This window comes from Variovorax sp. TBS-050B (genome assembly GCF_029893635.1).
Classification (GTDB): Bacteria; Pseudomonadota; Gammaproteobacteria; order Burkholderiales; family Burkholderiaceae_C; genus Variovorax.
Genome location: NZ_JARXYR010000002.1, coordinates 2,581,228 through 2,598,507 on the forward strand (window position 1 = coordinate 2,581,228; position 17,280 = coordinate 2,598,507).

Annotated in this window: 8 protein-coding genes; 4 read left to right on the forward strand and 4 right to left on the reverse strand. The window is 70.5% G+C overall.

Features of this window, described 5'->3' with window-relative positions; all coding sequences use genetic code 11:
* The first annotated feature begins 1 nt into the window (after position 1).
* Positions 2 to 9,946, forward strand: coding sequence for a tandem-95 repeat protein (locus M2165_RS15005; protein ID WP_280815403.1), 9,945 nt, complete (start codon positions 2 to 4; stop codon positions 9,944 to 9,946).
* A gap of 12 nt (positions 9,947 to 9,958) precedes the next feature.
* Here M2165_RS15005 and M2165_RS15010 read toward each other — a convergent pair whose 3' ends face one another.
* Together M2165_RS15010 and M2165_RS15015 are read right to left on the reverse strand one after the other, a co-directional pair.
* Positions 9,959 to 10,351: a YXWGXW repeat-containing protein gene (locus M2165_RS15010; RefSeq protein ID WP_280815404.1), complete on the reverse strand. Its 393-nt coding sequence runs from the start codon at positions 10,349 to 10,351 to the stop codon at positions 9,959 to 9,961.
* 99 nt (positions 10,352 to 10,450) lie between these two features.
* Positions 10,451 to 11,470 carry an SDR family oxidoreductase gene (locus M2165_RS15015; protein WP_280815405.1) on the reverse strand — a complete coding sequence of 340 codons (1,020 nt, stop codon included), beginning with the start codon at positions 11,468 to 11,470 and terminating at the stop codon, positions 10,451 to 10,453.
* Between the two features lie 192 nt (positions 11,471 to 11,662).
* Between M2165_RS15015 and M2165_RS15020 the strand changes: the two genes are divergently transcribed.
* Positions 11,663 to 12,292: a DUF1003 domain-containing protein gene (locus tag M2165_RS15020; RefSeq protein WP_280815406.1), complete on the forward strand. Its 630-nt coding sequence runs from the start codon at positions 11,663 to 11,665 to the stop codon at positions 12,290 to 12,292.
* A gap of 111 nt (positions 12,293 to 12,403) precedes the next feature.
* Here the strand turns inward: M2165_RS15020 and recJ are convergent, their stop codons facing one another.
* Positions 12,404 to 14,143: a single-stranded-DNA-specific exonuclease RecJ gene (gene recJ / locus M2165_RS15025; RefSeq protein WP_280815407.1), complete on the reverse strand. Its 1,740-nt coding sequence runs from the start codon at positions 14,141 to 14,143 to the stop codon at positions 12,404 to 12,406.
* Positions 14,140 to 15,108, reverse strand: a complete 969-nt coding sequence (locus M2165_RS15030; RefSeq protein ID WP_280815408.1) for a hypothetical protein — start codon at positions 15,106 to 15,108, stop codon at positions 14,140 to 14,142. The genes recJ and M2165_RS15030 overlap by 4 nt, the downstream gene beginning before the upstream one ends.
* A gap of 65 nt (positions 15,109 to 15,173) precedes the next feature.
* Between M2165_RS15030 and M2165_RS15035 the strand changes: the two genes are divergently transcribed.
* Both M2165_RS15035 and lolD read left to right on the forward strand, forming a co-directional pair.
* Positions 15,174 to 16,430 carry a lipoprotein-releasing ABC transporter permease subunit gene (locus tag M2165_RS15035; protein ID WP_280815409.1) on the forward strand — a complete coding sequence of 419 codons (1,257 nt, stop codon included), beginning with the start codon at positions 15,174 to 15,176 and terminating at the stop codon, positions 16,428 to 16,430.
* Positions 16,423 to 17,100 (forward strand): lipoprotein-releasing ABC transporter ATP-binding protein LolD, encoded by a 678-nt coding sequence (gene lolD / locus M2165_RS15040; RefSeq protein ID WP_280815410.1) that lies wholly within the window; start codon positions 16,423 to 16,425, stop codon positions 17,098 to 17,100. The genes M2165_RS15035 and lolD overlap by 8 nt, the downstream gene beginning before the upstream one ends.
* Positions 17,101 to 17,280 lie beyond the last annotated feature (180 nt).

A 17,280-nucleotide genomic window follows, 5' to 3' on the forward strand; every position in this document is an offset into this window, starting at 1 on the left:
GATGAGATCGACGCTTTTTGGTTTTGGTGCTGCTCGGCACGGCAGGGCCGTGGTGCGGGCTGCCCCGCAGGGTCTCGGGATCCAGGCGCTCGAACCGCGGGTGCTGCTCGACGCGGCCGCGGCGCAGACGGTGCAGGAGGCCGCGCAGGAAGCCGCCCCGGCGAACGACGCGGAACTCCCGCCGGTCGATGCGCGCGAGCACGAAGAACTCCTGGCCGCGATGGGTGCGCTCGACCCGCCCGAGGCGGCGCACGCCGCGCCCGCGGCCGGCGGCATCTACTTCATCGACCTCGCATTGCCCGACGCCGACCAGCTTGCCGCGAGTCTGCCCGCGGGTGCGGAGGTGCACTTCATCGGGGCCGATGCCGACGGCGTGGCCTGCATCGCCGAAGCACTGCGTGGACGCAGCGACGTCGGCGCCGTCCACATCCTCGGCCACGGCGAGGCCGGCGCGCTGCGCCTCGGCGCGACGACCCTGACGCTGCAGAGCATGCAGAGCATGCAGGGCGAGCATCGCGACGAACTGGTGGCGATCGCCTCCTCGCTCTCGCAAGAGGCCGACATCCTGATCTACGGCTGCGATTTCGGCGCCGGCGAGACCGGCGCGCGCGCCGTCGAGATGCTCGCGGCGCTGACCGGCGCCGACGTCGCGGCGTCCAGCGACGCCACCGGCGCGGAACGGTTCGGCGGCGATTGGGTGCTGGAAGTGCAGACCGGCGCGATCGAAGCGAAAGCGGCCTCGGCGCCGGAATGGGACTATCTGATGGCGCCGGCGAACCTCAGTATCGGCAGCAATGCCGTCGTGGACGGCTCGTTCGAAGGCGCTTCCTCCGGCTGGACGGTAGGAGGCGGCACCGAGGGGGCGGAAACGCGTCCCGCCTCGTCCTACGGCCTGAACACCGTCGTCGACGGTACTTACGCCGCCGAGGTCGAAGGCCCGATCGGCTCCAGCTATATCGAGCAATCCGTCACCGGGTTGACCCCGGGCGAGACCTACGTACTGAGCTGGTACGGGCATACCCGCCTCGGTCGCTCGACGGGCGCGGACCTCGGCCGCGCCATCGTGAGCAGCGGCGGTACCGAGATCGCGTCGCTGAACTTCCAGACCAGCCGCAGCGGCTGGACGCGGTTCTCGCTGAGCTTCACGGCGCCGGCCGATGGCACCGTGAACCTGCGTTTCCAGTCGCGCGGCAGCACGGGCGCGGACACGGGCTCGGACAGCAACGACGGACGAGGCCTGATCCTCGATGCGGTGCGCCTGGAACCGCAGCATCATGAGGTCGGCTATACCGAGAACGCGGAGGGCGTCGCCATCGCGTCGGCCGACAGCACGCTGATCGACCTGGACAGCACCGACCAGCACTCGCTGACCGTGCGCATCGCCAACGCGCAGGCCGGCGACCTGCTGAGCGTCAGCGGCGCCCTGCCGGCGGGCATTACCGCGAGCTACGACGCCGCCACCACCACCCTCACGCTCAGCGGCAGTGCCAGCGGCGCGGACTACCTCACCGCCCTGCAGGCGGTGCGCTACAGCTCGACGTCGGAGTCGCCATCGGAGGTCACGCGCATGATCGAAGTGGTGGCCAACGACGGCAGCGCCGATTCGAACACGGCCATGACCCGGGTCGCCGTCACAGCGCGCAACGATGCACCCACGCTCGACAGTGCCGTCGACCTGCGTCACTCGGCGCAGGAGGACGCGCCTGCGCCTGCGAACGGCACGGCGGTCGGCGTGCCGGTCTCGACCTTCACCGGCGGCATCGCCGATGTCGATGACGGCGCGAGCAGGGGTGTGGCCATCACGGGCAATGCGCCCAGCAACGGCGTCTGGTGGTACACCACCGACGGCGGCGCCACCTGGCGGCAGGTCGGAACCGTTTCCGACAGCAATGCACTGCTGCTGGCCGACAACGCGCTGACCCGGCTCTACTTCCAGGCCACCACCGCCGACTACAACGGCTCCGGCGGCGCGAGCGCGCTGACGATGCGCGCCTGGGACCAGACCCAAGGCAGCAACGGCAGCTATTTCGATGTCGCCGCCAACGGCACGGGCGGCACCACCGCCTTCTCGACGGCCGCCGATACCGTGACTCTGACCATCGACGCGGTCGCGGACATCGCCGCTGACACCGCGAGCACGTCCGAAGACTCGGCGGTGGTGATCGACGTGCTGGGCAACGACAGCTTCGAGGATGCGCGCCGCACGATCGCGCGGGTGAACGACCAGGCCATTGCGAGCGGCGGCTCGGTCGCGATCGAAAACGGCGCCGTGACGCTCATGGCCGACGGCAAGCTGCGCTTCACACCCGCGGCCGACTTCCACGGGCCCGCGAGCTTCAGCTACACGGTCAGCTCCGGCGGTGGGAGCGAGACCGCCAACGTGCGCGTCAACGTGGGCGCCATCAACGATCCGCCCGTGCCGCGCAATCCCGACGCACCGCCACAGGGGCAGACTTTCGATTCCGCGACCGGCCGCTACACGGCCACCACGCAGGAAGACACGGCCTTTGCGGGGCGGGTGGCCGCCGGCGATGTGGACGGCGACGCGCTGACCTACACCGTGAGCGCGCAGCCGTCGCACGGCGCAGTCACCCTCGACGCGGCCACCGGCGCCTACACCTACACGCCCACCGCCGACTACCACGGTGCGGACAGCTTCGAAGTGAGCATCAGCGACGGCCGGGGCGGCACGACGCGCAGCACGGTGAACCTGACGGTCACGCCGGTGGCCGACATCGCCGCCGACACCGCCACGACCCGCGAGGACACGCCGGTCGACATCGCGGTGCTCGGCAACGACAGCTTCGAGAACACCGGTCGCCGCGTGACGGCGATCAACGGCACGGCCGTGACGGCGGGCACGCCCGTGGCGGTTGCCAATGGCATGGTGACGCTGCAGGCCGATGGCACGCTGCGCTTCGTTCCAACGACGGATTTCCACGGCGCCCTGAGCTTCAGCTACACCGTCGGCTCGGGTGGCGCGAGCGAGACGGCCAACGTCACGGTCGAAGTGACGCCCGTCAACGATGCGCCGGTGGCTCGCGATTCCGCGATGGCCACCACGCAGGAAGACACGGCCTTCGAAGGTCGCGTGGTTGCCAGTGACGTGGACGGCGACACGCTCACCTACATCGTGAGTGCGCAGCCGGCGCACGGCACGGTGACGCTCGATGCCGCCACCGGCGCCTACACCTACACACCCGCCGCCGACTACAACGGCGCGGACAGTTTCGAGGTGACCATCAGCGACAGCCGGGGCGGGACGACGCGCAGCACGGTGCGCATGAACGCCACCCCTGTGGCCGACATTGCTGCGGATCGGATCAGCACACGCGAAGACACGCCGGTCGACATCGCGGTACTCGGCAACGACAGCTTCGAAAACGCCGGCCGCCGCGTGACGGCGATCGACGGCACGGCCGTCACGGCGGGCACGGCGGTGGCGGTCGCCAACGGCACCGTGACGCTCCAGGCCGATGGCACCTTGCGCTTCGTGCCGGCAGCCAACTTCAACGGCACCGCCCGTTTCAGCTACACCGTCAGTTCGGGCGGCGTGAGCGAGACGGCCGATGTGCACGTCAACGTGGGCGCCACCAATGATCCGCCGGTGCCGCGCGAGCCTGCTCCGCCCATACCCGGTCAGACATTCGACCCCGCGACCGGCCACTACACGGCCAGCACGCAGGAGGACACGGCCTTTGCAGGGCGGGTGGCAGCCGGCGATGTGGACGGCGACACGCTGACCTACACCGTGAGCGCGCAGCCGTCGCACGGTACGGTGACGCTCGACGCGGCGACCGGTGCCTACACCTACACACCCGCCGCCGACTACAACGGTGCGGACAGCTTCGAGGTGAGCATCAGCGACGGTCGAGGCGGCACGGCGCGCAGCACCGTGAACATGACCGTCACGCCCGCGGCCGACATCGCCGCCGACACGGCCACGACCCGCGAGGACACGCCGGTGGACATCGCCGTGCTCGGCAACGACAGCTTCGAGAACACCGGTCGCCGCGTGACGGCCATCAACGGCACGGCCGTGACGGCAGGTACGCCGGTGGCGGTCTCCAACGGCATGGTGACGCTGCAAGCCGATGGCACCTTGCGCTTCGTTCCAACGGCGGATTTCCACGGCGCCCTGAGCTTCAGCTACACCGTCAGCGCGGGTGGCGTGCGCGAGACGGCCAGCGTCACGGTCGAGGTGACGCCCGTCAACGATGCGCCGGTGCCGCGTGAGCCGAATCCGTCCACACCGGGCCAGACCTTCGATCCCGCAACCGGCCGCTACACGGCCACCACGCAGGAGGACACGCCCTTTGCGGGGGGCGTGGCCGCGAACGACGTGGATGGCGACACGCTCACCTACACCGTGAGTGCGCAGCCGGCGCACGGCACGGTGGTGCTCGATGCCGCCACCGGCGTCTACACCTACACACCCGCCGCCGACTACCACGGCGCGGACAGCTTCGAGGTGACCATCAGCGACAGCCAAGGCGGCACGGCGCGCAGCACGGTGAACCTGACGGTCACCCCGGTGGCCGACATCGTCGCCGACACCGCCACGACCCGCGAAGACACGCCGGTCGACATCGCAGTGCTCGTCAGCGACAGCTTCGAGGATGCGGGCCGCGCGATCATCGCGATCGATGGCATGCCGATCACGTCCGGAGGGCCGGGCATCGACGTCGCCAACGGCAGCGTGACGCTGCAGGCCGATGGCACCTTGCGCTTCGTGCCGACAGCCAACTTCAACGGCACCGCCCGTTTCAGCTACACCGTCAGTTCGGGCGGCGTCAGCGAGACGGCCAACGTGCAGGTCAACGTGGGTGCCACCAACGATCCGCCGGTGCCGCGCGAACCCAACCCGCCCGCACCCGGCCAGACCTTCGACCCGGCGACCGGCCACTACACGGCCACCACGCAGGAAGACAGCGCCTTCGAGGGTCGCGTGGCCGCCAACGACGTAGACGGCGACACGCTCACCTACACCGTGAGCACGCAGCCGGTGCACGGCACGGTCACCTTCGACGCGGCCACCGGTGCCTACACCTACACGCCGACCGCCGACTACAACGGTGCGGACAGCTTCGAAGTGACCATCAGCGACAGCCGGGGCGGCACGGCGCGCAGCACGGTGAACATGACCGTCACGCCCGTGGCAGACATCGCCGCGGATCGGGTCAGCACCCGCGAGGACACGCCGGTCGACATCGCGGTACTCGGCAACGACAGCTTCGAGGACACCGGGCGCCGCGTGACCGCGATCAACGGCACGGCCGTGACGGCGGGCACGCCGGTGGCCGTCTCCAACGGCATGGTGACGCTGCAGGCCGATGGCACGCTGCGCTTCGTGCCGACGGCCGACTTCCACGGCGCCTTGAGCTTCAGCTACACCGTCAGCGCGGGCGGCGTCAATGAGACGGCCGACGTCACGGTCGAGGTGACGCCCGTCAACGATGCGCCGGTGCCGCGCAACCCCGACACACCGCCACCGGGCCAGATCTTCGATCCGGCGACCGGCCACTACACGGCCACCACACAGGAGGACACGGCCTTTGCGGGGCGCGTGGCTGCGAACGATGTGGACGGCCACACGCTCACCTACACCGTGAGCACGCAGCCGACGCACGGCACGGTGACGCTCGATGCCGCCACCGGTAGCTATACCTACACACCCACCGCTGATTACAACGGCGCGGACAGCTTCGAGGTCACCATCAGCGACAGCCAAGGCGGCACGGCGCGTAGCACGGTGAACATGACCGTCACGCCGGTGGCCGACATCGCTGTGGATCGGGTCAGTACCCGTGAGGACACGCCGATCAATATCGCGGTGCTCGGCAACGACAGCTTCGAGGATGCGGGCCGCGCGGTCAGCGCAATCGACGGCATGCCGATCACGTCCGGAGGCCCGGGCGTCAACGTCGCCAACGGCACCGTGACGCTGCAGGCCGACGGCACCTTGCGCTTCGTGCCGACGGCCAACTTCAACGGCACCACCCGCTTCAGCTACACCGTCGATTCGGGCGGCGTCAGCGAGACGGCCGACGTGCGCGTCAGCGTGACGGCAGCCAACGATCCGCCCGTGCCGGCGGACCCTGGTGGCCAGCCGGGCCAGCGCTTCGATGCGGCCAGCGGCAGCTACGCCGGCACCACGCCGGAGGACACCGCCTTCAACGGCCGGGTGGCTGCTAGCGACGTGGACGGCGACACGCTCACCTACACCATGCGCACGCCGCCGGCACATGGCACGGTCACCCTCGATGCGGCCACCGGCGCCTACACCTACACGCCGGCCGCCGACTACAACGGCATGGACAGTTTCGTGGTGGCCATCAGCGACGGCGCATTCACGGTCGAATCCACGGTGACGATGACGGTCACACCGGTGTCGGACATCGCGGTCGACACCGCCACGACCCGCGAAGACACGCCGGTCGACATCGCGGTGCTGGGCAACGACAGCTTCGAGGACACGGGTCGCACCATCACGTCGATCAATGGCACCGCACTGACGCCCGGTACGGCGGTCGCGGTGCCCAACGGCATGGTGACGCTGCAGCCCGACGGCACCCTGCGCTTCGTGCCGGCAGCCAACTTCAACGGCACCACCCGCTTCAGCTACACCGTCAGCGCGGGCGGCGTGAGCGAGACGGCCGACGTCACGGTCGAAGTGGCCTCCGTCAACGACGCGCCGGTGCCGCGCGAGCCCAACCCGCCCACACCGGGGCAAACCTTCGATCCCGTCACCGGCCGCTACACGGCCACCACGCAGGAAGACACGGCGTTCGCCGGCCGAGTGATAGCCGACGACGCGGACGGCGACGCGCTCACCTACACCGTGAGCGCGCAGCCGACGCATGGCACGGTGACGCTCGATGCGGCCACCGGCGCGTACACCTACACGCCGACCGCCGACTACAACGGTGCAGACAGCTTCGAGGTGAGCATCAGCGACGGGCAGGGCGGCACGACGCGCAGCACGGTGCGCATGAGCATCATCGCCGTGGCCGACATCGCCGCGGATCGGATCAGCACGCGCGAGGACACGCCGATCGACATTGCGGTGCTCGGCAACGACAGCTTCGAGGACACCGGCCGCCGCGTGACGGCCGTCAACGGCACGACCGTGCCCGTGGGTACGCCGGTGGCGGTCTCGAACGGCATGGTGACGCTGCAGGCCGATGGCGCCTTGCGCTTCGTTCCGGCGGATGACTTCCACGGCGCCTTGAGTTTCAGCTACACGGTCGATGCGGGCGGCGCGCGCGAGACAGCCAACGTCACGGTCGAGGTGACGCCGGTCAACGACCCGCCGGTGGCTCGCGATGTCGCGATGGCCGCCACGCAGGAGGACACCGCCTTCGAGGGTCGCGTGGCTGCCGACGACGTGGACGGCGACATGCTCACCTACGCCGTGAGCACGCAGCCGACGCATGGCACGGTGATGCTCGATGCGGCCACGGGTGCCTACGTCTACACACCCGCCGCGGACTACAACGGCGCGGACAGCTTCGAAGTGAGCATCAGCGACGGCCAAGGCGGCGCGACGCGCAGCACCGTGAACATGACCATCACGCCCGTGGCCGACATTGCCGCGGATCGGATCAGCACCCGCGAGGACACGGTGGTCGGTATCGCGGTTCTGAGCAACGACAGCTTCGAAAACACCGGCCGCCGCGTGGCGGCGATCAACGGCACGGCCGTGACCGCAGGCACGCCGGTGACGGTCTCCAACGGCTCGGTGACGCTGCAGGCCGATGGCACGCTGCGTTTCGTCCCGTCGGCCGACTTCCACGGTGCCTTGAGCTTCAGCTACACGGTCGATGCGGGCGGCGCGAGCGAGACGGCCAATGTCACTGTCGAGGTGACGCCCGCCAATGATGCGCCGGTGCCGCGTGAGCCGATCCCGCCCACGCCCGGTCAGATCTTTGACCCGAGAACCGGCCACTACACGGCCTCCGCGCAGGAAGACACGGCCTTCGAAGGCCAAGTGGCCGCCAACGACGTCGACGGCGATACGCTCACCTACACCGTGAGCGCGCCGCCGGTGCATGGCACGGTCACCCTCGATGCCGCCGCCGGTGCATACACCTACACGCCCGCCGCCGACTACAACGGCACCGACAGCTTCGAGGTCATCATCAGCGACAGTCAAGGCGGCACGACGTGCAGCGCCGTGAACATGACCGTCACGCCCGTGGCCGACATCGCCGCCGACACCATCACGACCCGTGAAGACACGCCGCTCGACATCGCCGTGCTCGGCAACGACAGCTTCGAGGACACCGGCCATCGTGTGACGGCCATCAACGGCACGGCCGTGACTGCAGGCACGCCGGTGGCGGTCTCCAATGGCATGGTGACGCTGCAGGTCGATGGCACGCTGCGCTTCGTTCCAACGGCGGATTTCCACGGCGCACTGAGCTTCAGCTACACCGTCGCCTCCAGCAGCGCGAGCGAAACCGCCAACGTCACGGTCGAGGTGACGACCGTGAACGACGCGCCCGTGCCGCGCCACCTCGAGACGCCGCCACCGGGCCAGCACTTCGATCCCGCGACCGGCCACTACACGGCCACCACACAGGAAGACACGCCGTTCGCCGGCCGGGTGACCGCCAGCGACACGGACGGCGACCCGCTCACCTATGCCGTGCACACACAACCAGCGCACGGCACGGTCACCCTCGATGCGAACACGGGCGCCTACACCTACACGCCCACCTTCGACTACAACGGCACCGACAGCTTCGAGGTGAGCATCAGCGACGGCCGCGGCGGCACGACGCGCAGCACGGTGACCCTGACCATCACCCCCGTCGCCGACATCGCCGTCGACACTGCCACGACCGACGAAGACACGCCCGTCGACATCGCCGTGCTCGGCAACGACAGCTTCGAAAACCCCGGCCGCCGCGTGACGGCCATCGATGGCACGGCCGTCGCGCCCGGCACGCCGGTGGCGGTCTCCAACGGCACGGTGACGCTGCAGCCCGACGGCACCCTGCGCTTCGTTCCGGCGGCCGGCTTCCACGGCACGCTGAGCTTCGGCTACACGGTCGGCGCGGGCGGGGCCAGCGAGACTGGTCAGGTGACCGTCGACGTGACCCCTGCCGTTCCCGACGCGCCGGCGCCCGCCCAGCCGCCGGTGCAGCCTGCACCGGTGGTGCTGGCGCCGCCGCCCCCCGTGCCCACGACCGCGCCCGCGCCCGCGCCCGCGACGGCGCCGGCTCCCGCGCCGGCCGCAGCCGGAACCGGCCTGCGCGCCGAGCCGGTGCTGCTCGGCGCCGTCGACGGCGCCGAGTCGTTGCAAGGCACCACCGGGCTGGACGGCGCCGGGGTGGTGGTGCTGGCGGCCAACGGCATCGACTCCCTCGACGGCACCGCGGCGCTCGACGTGGACGGCGTGGTGCTGCGCGCGGTCAATGCCGTGGATTCACTGCGCGGCCTCGACGCGGGCGGCGACGGTCGCGCCCCCTCGTGGCGGTCGACCCCCGTGGCCTCGAGTGCCGACGCGGCGGCGCCGCAGCCGATCGCGGCGCAGGCTCTGCGCACGGCCGACGGCGTGCGGCTCGAATTCGAACAGCAGGGCGACCGCGCGTGGATTTCGGTCGGCGTGGCCGACGGGGTGCGCGGCCTGCGCGTCACGCTCGACGACGGCCGCCCGGCGCCTGCGTGGCTGCGCGTGGACCCGAGCGGCTTCGTGCGCATCGACCGGCCGGCCGGCGTCGATCAGCTGCGCCTGCGCGTCACGCTCATCGACGAGCACGGAACGGCCCGCAGCGAACGGGTCGAGATCGATTTCAGCACCGGACAGGTCCGGCGGCTGACCGATCCCGCACCGGACGGGCCGCGGGCCGCCGCGCCCAGTTTCTCCGAACAGCTCCAGCGGGCGGCGCGGCCCGCGGTGGCGCCGCGCGAGACCCAACTCTCTGAGCGGGTGGGCTGAGCGGCCGCAGGCTCAGCAGCGGCCCTTCTTCGCCTGCCCGGGCGGGCAGTGGTGGCCGCCGGGGTGGTCGCCGCCCGGATGTGCCCGCTCCGCGCGGCGCCAGTCGCCTTCGACCCAGCGCCAGCCGCCGTCGGCCTGGATCCAGCGGCCCGGTGCGTAGCTGTAGTCGGGCCTTGCCGTCACCCAGTGACCCGCGCGCCACACGTAGGCGCGGTCGTTCCACTGCCAGTGGCCCGGCACCCAGACGAATCCCGCGCGCGGGCCCGGCATCGCTTCATAGCGCGGTGCCGGCGGCGCCACCTGCACCACGCCCGGCACGTTGATGTTGATCGAAACCTGCGCGGCGGCAGGCAGGGCGCATGCGGCGAGCGCCATCGCGGCGGCAAGCACGGCTGTTGTTCTCATGGGAACCTCCTTGAACATGTGAACGGATCTGCACAACGCGGATCGACGCGAAGTGTAGTCAGCACATTCCCGGAGGGGCCGCGGCAGCCCCCGCACCGCTCACATCACGCCCACGCTCCCCGTCACCGGCAGCACGATGCCCGTGATGTAGCTCGCGCAGCTCGGCGCGGCCAGGAAGACGTAGGCGGGCGACAGCTCCTCCGGCTGCGCGGGGCGCTGCATGTCGGTGGCCTTGCCGAAGTCCTTCACCTTCTCGGGCGGACTGTCCGCGGGGTTCAGCGGCGTCCACACCGGTCCGGGCGCGATCGCGTTCACGCGGATGCCCTTGGGCAGCAGGTTGCTCGCGAGCGACTTGGTGAACGCATGGATCGCGCCCTTGGTCGTCGAGTAGTCGAGCAGGTGCGCGCTGCCCTCGAGCCCGGTGACAGAGCCGGTGTTGATGATCGAGGCGCCGCGCCCCAGGTGCGGCACCGCGGCGCGCGCCATCTGGAAGTAGCCGAAGACGTTGGTGCGCAGCGTCAGCTCGAAGCGCTCGTCGGTGATGTCCTCGATCGCGTCGGCATGCAGCTGGAAGGCGGCGTTGTTGACGAGGATGTCGAGCTTGCCGAAGGCCTGCACCGTCTGCTCGACCGCATCGCGGCAGAACGCCGGGTCGCAGACGTCGCCCTTGATCATGATGCAGCGCGTGCCTTCGGCCTCCACGTGGCGCCGTGTTTCCTCGGCGTCCTCGTCTTCCTCGAGGTAGGCGATGGCCACGTCCGCGCCTTCGCGCGCGTAGAGCACCGCCACGGCGCGTCCGATGCCGGAATCGCCGCCCGTGATCAGGGCGGCCATGCCTTCGAGCTTGCCGCTGCCCTTGTAGTCGGGCGCCTCGAAACGCGGTCGCAGCGCGAGGTCGGCTTCGTCGCCCGGTTTCTCGAGGTGCTGCGCCGGCATCGGGTTGGCCGGCTGGGCGCGCTTGCCCATCTGGGCCGGCTGGCTGCTCTTGCTCTTCTTGGCGGCGGGCTTGGCGCTGTCCTTGGCGTCCTGCGCATGCTGGACGGCGCGTTGGCGGGAGGCGGTGTGGGCCGTGCCGCGCGACTTGGCGGATTTCGCGGCGGAGGCGGTGGTCGATTTCATGGTGCTGTGGCTCCTTGCATGTGAAGACCACCGTAAATCGCCCTCGCTGCGCCCGCGTAGGAATGCGTCCCGAATGCGCGCCCGCCGTGTCGCGCGAGTTCCGCTTTGCTTGCAAGGAGTGACGACGCACGCCTACGCCCCGGCGGGCGCGGCCTGGGCATGCTCGGCCCTCTCGACTCTGGAGTACGGGCGATGGGGCCTGACAAGAAGGACACGGCCGGCAAGGCCGGCAACGGCAACGGCGGCAATCACGGCAACGGCGGCAATCACGGCGACCGCGGCGGCAAGGCGCGCCATCCGACGCGCCGCAGGCATCCCTCGCTCCAGGCCCTGACGCACCAGAACATCGAGTCGATCCTCCAGCTCGAGGACGAGAATCTCCGTGCCAAGCCGCCGCTCTATCGCCTCGTGTCGCGCGTGGCGGGCTTCTGCGGCACCGTTGCCTTCCTTTGGTGGAACCTCGCGTTCTTCGCCGTGTGGATCGCGCTCAACGAGCTGGTCTGGCGCATCGATCCCTATCCCTTCACCTTCCTGCTCTTCCTCGTGTCGATCGAGGCGATCGTGCTGGCGATCCTGATCCTCATCAGCCAGAACATGTCGGCCGAAGCCAGCGAGCGACGGCACCACCTGGACCTGCAGGTCGACCTGCTCAACGAGCGCGAGATGACGGCGCTGCTGCGCCTCGTGACCCGCATGGCCGAAAAGATGGAGCTCCCGCCCGAGACCCACGGCGAGGTGAAGGCGCTGACCGAACGCACCGATCCGAGCAAGGTGCTGCACCAGATCGTCGAAGCCGAAGCCACGCACCGCGAACGCGGCTGACGGCTGAACAGGCGCAGGCCAGAGCACCCGCGGATCGGGCTCTGCCCGTCCGCCGGGTGCGCCCCCCAGTGGGGGGAGGCGGCTACACGAAGTGAGCCGCTTCGGGGGGCGTCAAAGTTCTGCGCCCTCAATCAGGAAGCGCAGCCGCCGCACGCCCTGCCATTCGTCGGCATCGAGCCGGAACGCCAGCTTCACGCGCGGCGGCAGCGGCTCGGTGTGGCCGAACCAGATGCCGTCGACCGGCTGCCCCTGGTGCCGCAGCTTGAGCGCGAGATGCTTCTCGCCCACCAGCCGCTGGGACACCACCTCGACCTCCTCGCTGAAGGTCGGCGGTGCGAAGCCCTGGCCCCACACCTCGCGGTGCAGCGTGTCGACCAGGTCGATGCGCATGTACTCGCGCGCGATCGGCCCGTCGGTCTCGATCTGGCGCGTGAGCGCCGAGGCCGCGAGCCATTCGTTCGCCACCTCGGCCAGCGCCCGCTCGAAGACCTCGAACCGGTCGCGCGCCACCGTGCAGCCGGCCGCCATCGCATGCCCGCCGAAGCGCAGCAGCACGCCCGGATGCCGCTTGGCCACCAGGTCGAGCGCATCGCGCAGATGAAAGCCCGGGATCGAGCGGCCCGAGCCCTTGAGCTCGTGTTCCTTGCCGGGCGCGCCGCTGGCGGCAAAGACGAAGGTCGGCCGATGGAAGCGGTCCTTGATGCGCGAGGCCACGATGCCGACCACGCCTTCGTGGAAGTCGGCGTCGAACACGCTGATGGCGGCGGGCGGCGTCTCGGCGCCATCGGCGTCGGGGCCGAACAGCGATTCGGCGAGCAGCAGCGCCTGCTCGCGCATGCCGCCCTCGATGTCGCGCCGCTCGCGGTTGATGCCGTCGAGCAGGCGCGCGAGCTCGTCGGCGCGGCCCGCGTCGTCGGTCAGCAGGCATTCGATGCCCAGCGTCATGTCGGCCAGCCGGCCGGCCGCGTTGATGCGCGGGCCGAGCGCAAAGCCGAAATCGAAAGTGGTGGCGGCGGCCGCGTTGCGCCCGGCCGCCTTGAACAGCGCCGCGATGCCCGCGGGCATCGCGCCTGCGCGGATGCGCCGCAGCCCCTGCGCCACCAGGCGCCGGTTGTTGGCATCGAGCCTGACCACGTCGGCCACCGTGCCCAGCGCCACCAGCGGCAGCAGCACGTCGAGCTTGGGCTGCGGATTGCCTGCCCCCCGGCTTGCCACTTCGAACACGCCGCGCGCGCGCAGCTCGGAGCGCAGTGCCAGCAGCACGTAGAACATCACGCCCACGCCCGCGATGCTCTTGCTCTCGAAGCCGCAGCAGGGCTGGTTGGGATTCACCAGCACGTCGGCGGCCGGCAGCTCGGGGCCGGGCAGGTGGTGATCGGTCACCAGCACCTGCAGGCCGCGCGCCTTGGCGGCGGCCACGCCCTCGACGCTCGCGATGCCGTTGTCGACCGTGATCAGCATGTCGGCGCCGCTGTCGGCCACGCGCTCGGCAATCGGCGGCGTGAGGCCGTAGCCGTCCACCACCCGGTCGGGCACCAGGTAGCTCACGTGCTGCGCGCCCAGCAGCCGCAGGCCACGCACCGCGACCGCGCAGGCGGTGGCGCCGTCGCAGTCGTAGTCGGCCACGATGCACAGGCGCTTGCCCGCGGCCATCGCATCGGCCAGCAGCACCGCGGCCTCGCGCGTGCCGTGCAGCGTGTCGGGCGGGAGCAGCCGGGCCAGCCCGTCGTCGAGCTCGTCGCTCGCGCGCACGCCGCGCGCCGCGAACAGGCGCGCGAGCAGCGGATGCACGCCCGCCTGCTCCAGCGCCCAGGCGCTGCGGGGCGGAATCTCCCTGGCGATGATCTTCATAGGGCCTCGAGCACCGCGGCGGCGTGCGTGCGGTCGAACAGGCTGCGGGCCCAGCCCAGCAGGCCGCGCTGCTGCACGGCATAACGCTGCGCCGCGCGGTCGCCGCAGAGCGTGAGCGACACCTCCGCGCCCGCCGTGTAGGCGGCCAGCAGCGTCGCCACGGCACCCGCATCGAGCGCCTGCCAGGCCTCGGCCCAGCCTGCGCCGTCGTCGCGCAGCGCGCACACGCGCAGCGCCTCGCTGACTTCGGGCGTGGGGCCGGTCGCCGCCGGCGCATCGGCTGGCAGCGCGCCGGTGCCGCTGAGCCAGAACGAATTGATCGGCGGCACGCCGCGCGCGGCGCGTTCGTCGTTCACGCGCTGGGTGTAGAGCAGCATCTGCATTTCGTTCTGCAGCCGGCGCAGCGGCCGGGCCGCATCGGCCAGCGGCGACCACTGCGAGATCGGATGGCCCACCGCGCGGTCGATCGATGCGGTGGCCAGCCCTTCGAAGATGCGCCCGCGCGCCAGCCAGCGGCCCGGGGTGGGGGAGGCATGCAGCGCGATGCCGTCCTCCTCGAAGAAGGGGCGGGCGGCGTCCAGCAGCGCGGCCGATTCGGCCGCGTCGATCTCGATCGCGGACGGGTCGCCGAGCACCACGTCGTCGATGCCCACCTGCCAGTGGCACAGCGAGACCAGGCCCCAGGCCTCGCGGTCGCCGGCCTCGGCGATGCCGGCCTGCCGCGCTTCGAGCGCGGCCCAGGGGATGCAGCCGTCTTCCGCGGCGATGCCGAGCGCGCTGGCGAGTGCCCTTTCATGGGGCGGCGAGCGCGTGCCTTCGTCCTGCGCATCGCGCTCGGCCAGCGAGAGCCGGGACAGCAGCGATTCCAGGTTCGGCAGCCGCAGCGTCGCCAGGGCCGCGCGGCATGCCGGGGAACCGCGGCCGGCAAAGGGGATCAACAAATGACGGGGGGGAGCTTCGGCCATGTCCCGTATTGTCCGGGATGCCACAATCCCGCACGACCGCCGCGGCGCGGCGAACCACTCACACCATGCGACTTCCTTATGAACTGCAGCTCGGCTGGCGCTACACGCGCGCAGGCCGGGCCACACGGCGCAACGGCTTCATCTCCTTCATCTCCGGCGTGTCGATGCTCGGCATCGCGCTCGGCGTGGCGGCGCTGATCATCGTGCTGAGCGTCATGAACGGCTTCCAGAAAGAGGTGCGCGACCGCATGCTCGGCGTGGTCTCGCACATCGAGATCCTCTCGCGCGACGGCCAGGCGCTGCCGGAGATCGACGCCATCATGGCCGCGGCGCGCAAGAACCCCGAGGTGGTCGGCGCCGCCCCCTTCATCGCCACCCAGGCGCTGATCGCGCGCGGCGAGGACATGAAGGGCACGCTGGTGCGCGGCATCGTGCCGAAGCTCGAACCCGAGGTCACCGACATCGCCACCACGGCGCAGAAGGGCACGCTCGACAAGCTGGTGCCGGGCGAGTTCGGCATCGTGCTCGGCGGCGAGCTCGCGCGCTCGCTCTTCGTGCAGCCCGGCGACCAGGTCACGCTGGTGGCGCCGGGCGGCCAGGTCACGCCGGCCGGCGTGGTGCCGCGGCTCAAGCAGTTCACCGTGGTCGGCACCTTCGAGTCGGGCCATTACGAATACGACTCGGCGCTCGCGATGATCCATGCCGAGGACGCGCAGCGCGTGTTCCGGCTCGAAGGCCCCACCGGCATCCGCATCAAGCTCAAGGACCTGAACGAGGCGCGCGAGGTGGCCGACCAGATGGCCGTCACGCTGCCCGGGCAGTTCCTGATCCGCGACTGGACGCGGCAGAACAAGACCTGGTTCGCGGCCGTGCAGGTCGAGAAGCGCATGATGTTCATCATCCTCACGCTGATCGTCGCTGTCGCGGCCTTCAACCTCGTGTCCACGCTCGTGATGACCGTGACCGACAAGCGTGCCGACATCGCGATCCTGCGCACGCTCGGCAGCTCGCCGCGCAGCATCATGGGCATCTTCGTGGTGCAGGGCGCGATGGTGGGCGTGATCGGCACCGTGGCGGGCCTCGTGCTCGGGCTCTCGATCGCCTACAACATCGACGTGATCGTGCCCTTCCTCGAGCAGCTGTTCCATGCGAGCTTCCTGCCCAAGGACATCTACCTGATCAGCAAGATGCCGAGCGATCCGCAGCGCAGCGACATCATGCCGATCGCCATCATCTCGCTGGTGCTCGCCTTCCTGGCGACGCTCTATCCCAGCTACCGCGCGAGCCGCGTGAACCCCGCGGAGGCCTTGCGCTATGAGTGAAGTCGTATTGAAGGCCCGCGGCCTCACCAAGCGCTTCCACGAAGGCCGCATCGACCTGACCGTGCTGCATGGCGTCGACCTCGACGTGCATGCGGGCGAAACGCTCGCGATCGTCGGCGCCTCGGGCTCGGGCAAGAGCACGCTGCTGCACCTGATGGGCGGGCTCGACGAGCCGACGGCGGGCAAGGTCGAGCTGCTCGGCAAGGACATCGCGCATGCCGATGCGGCCGAGCAGGGCCGGCTGCGCAACCAGCACCTGGGCTTCGTCTACCAGTTCCACCACCTGCTGCCGGAGTTCAGCGCGCTCGACAACGTGGCGATGCCGCTCAAGATCCGGCGCGTCGAATCCTCGCAGGCCCATGCCGCGGCCGCGAAGATCCTCGACAGCGTGGGCCTGGGCCAGCGCCTGCACCATCGCCCGGCCGAGCTCTCGGGCGGCGAGCGCCAGCGCGTGGCGATCGCGCGCGCGCTGGTCACGCAGCCGGCCTGCGTGCTGGCCGACGAGCCCACCGGCAACCTCGACCGCAGCACCGCCGACACCGTGTTCGCGCTGATGATCGAACTCGCGCACAAGCACCGCACGGCCTTCGTGATGGTCACGCACGACCAGGAACTCGCGAAGCGCTGCGACCGCGTGCTGCAGCTGGTGGCGGGCCGGCTCGCGGGCTGACGCGGTCTTTCTCCCTCCCCTCTCGGGGGAGGGCAGGGGTGGGGGCGCGCGGCCTCCGACGCCGCGCCGCCTCGAAGGCCGCGCGTGCCCCCATCCCGACCTTCCCCCGGAGGGGGAAGGAGCCATGCAATGCGACACTGTGGCCTTGTTCGTCAAGACAGTTCAACCGCAAGGAGCGCT

Excerpts from the sequence above, each read along its gene's own strand:
- M2165_RS15005 (WP_280815403.1), top strand. The coding sequence starts at position 2 with ATGAGATCGACGCTTTTTGGTTTTGGTGCTGCTCGGCACGGCAGGGCC.
- M2165_RS15010 (WP_280815404.1), bottom strand. The coding sequence starts at position 10,351 with ATGAGAACAACAGCCGTGCTTGCCGCCGCGATGGCGCTCGCCGCATGC.
- M2165_RS15015 (WP_280815405.1), bottom strand. The coding sequence starts at position 11,470 with ATGAAATCGACCACCGCCTCCGCCGCGAAATCCGCCAAGTCGCGCGGC.
- M2165_RS15020 (WP_280815406.1), top strand. The coding sequence starts at position 11,663 with ATGGGGCCTGACAAGAAGGACACGGCCGGCAAGGCCGGCAACGGCAAC.
- recJ (WP_280815407.1), bottom strand. The coding sequence starts at position 14,143 with ATGAAGATCATCGCCAGGGAGATTCCGCCCCGCAGCGCCTGGGCGCTG.
- M2165_RS15030 (WP_280815408.1), bottom strand. The coding sequence starts at position 15,108 with ATGGCCGAAGCTCCCCCCCGTCATTTGTTGATCCCCTTTGCCGGCCGC.
- M2165_RS15035 (WP_280815409.1), top strand. The coding sequence starts at position 15,174 with ATGCGACTTCCTTATGAACTGCAGCTCGGCTGGCGCTACACGCGCGCA.
- lolD (WP_280815410.1), top strand. The coding sequence starts at position 16,423 with ATGAGTGAAGTCGTATTGAAGGCCCGCGGCCTCACCAAGCGCTTCCAC.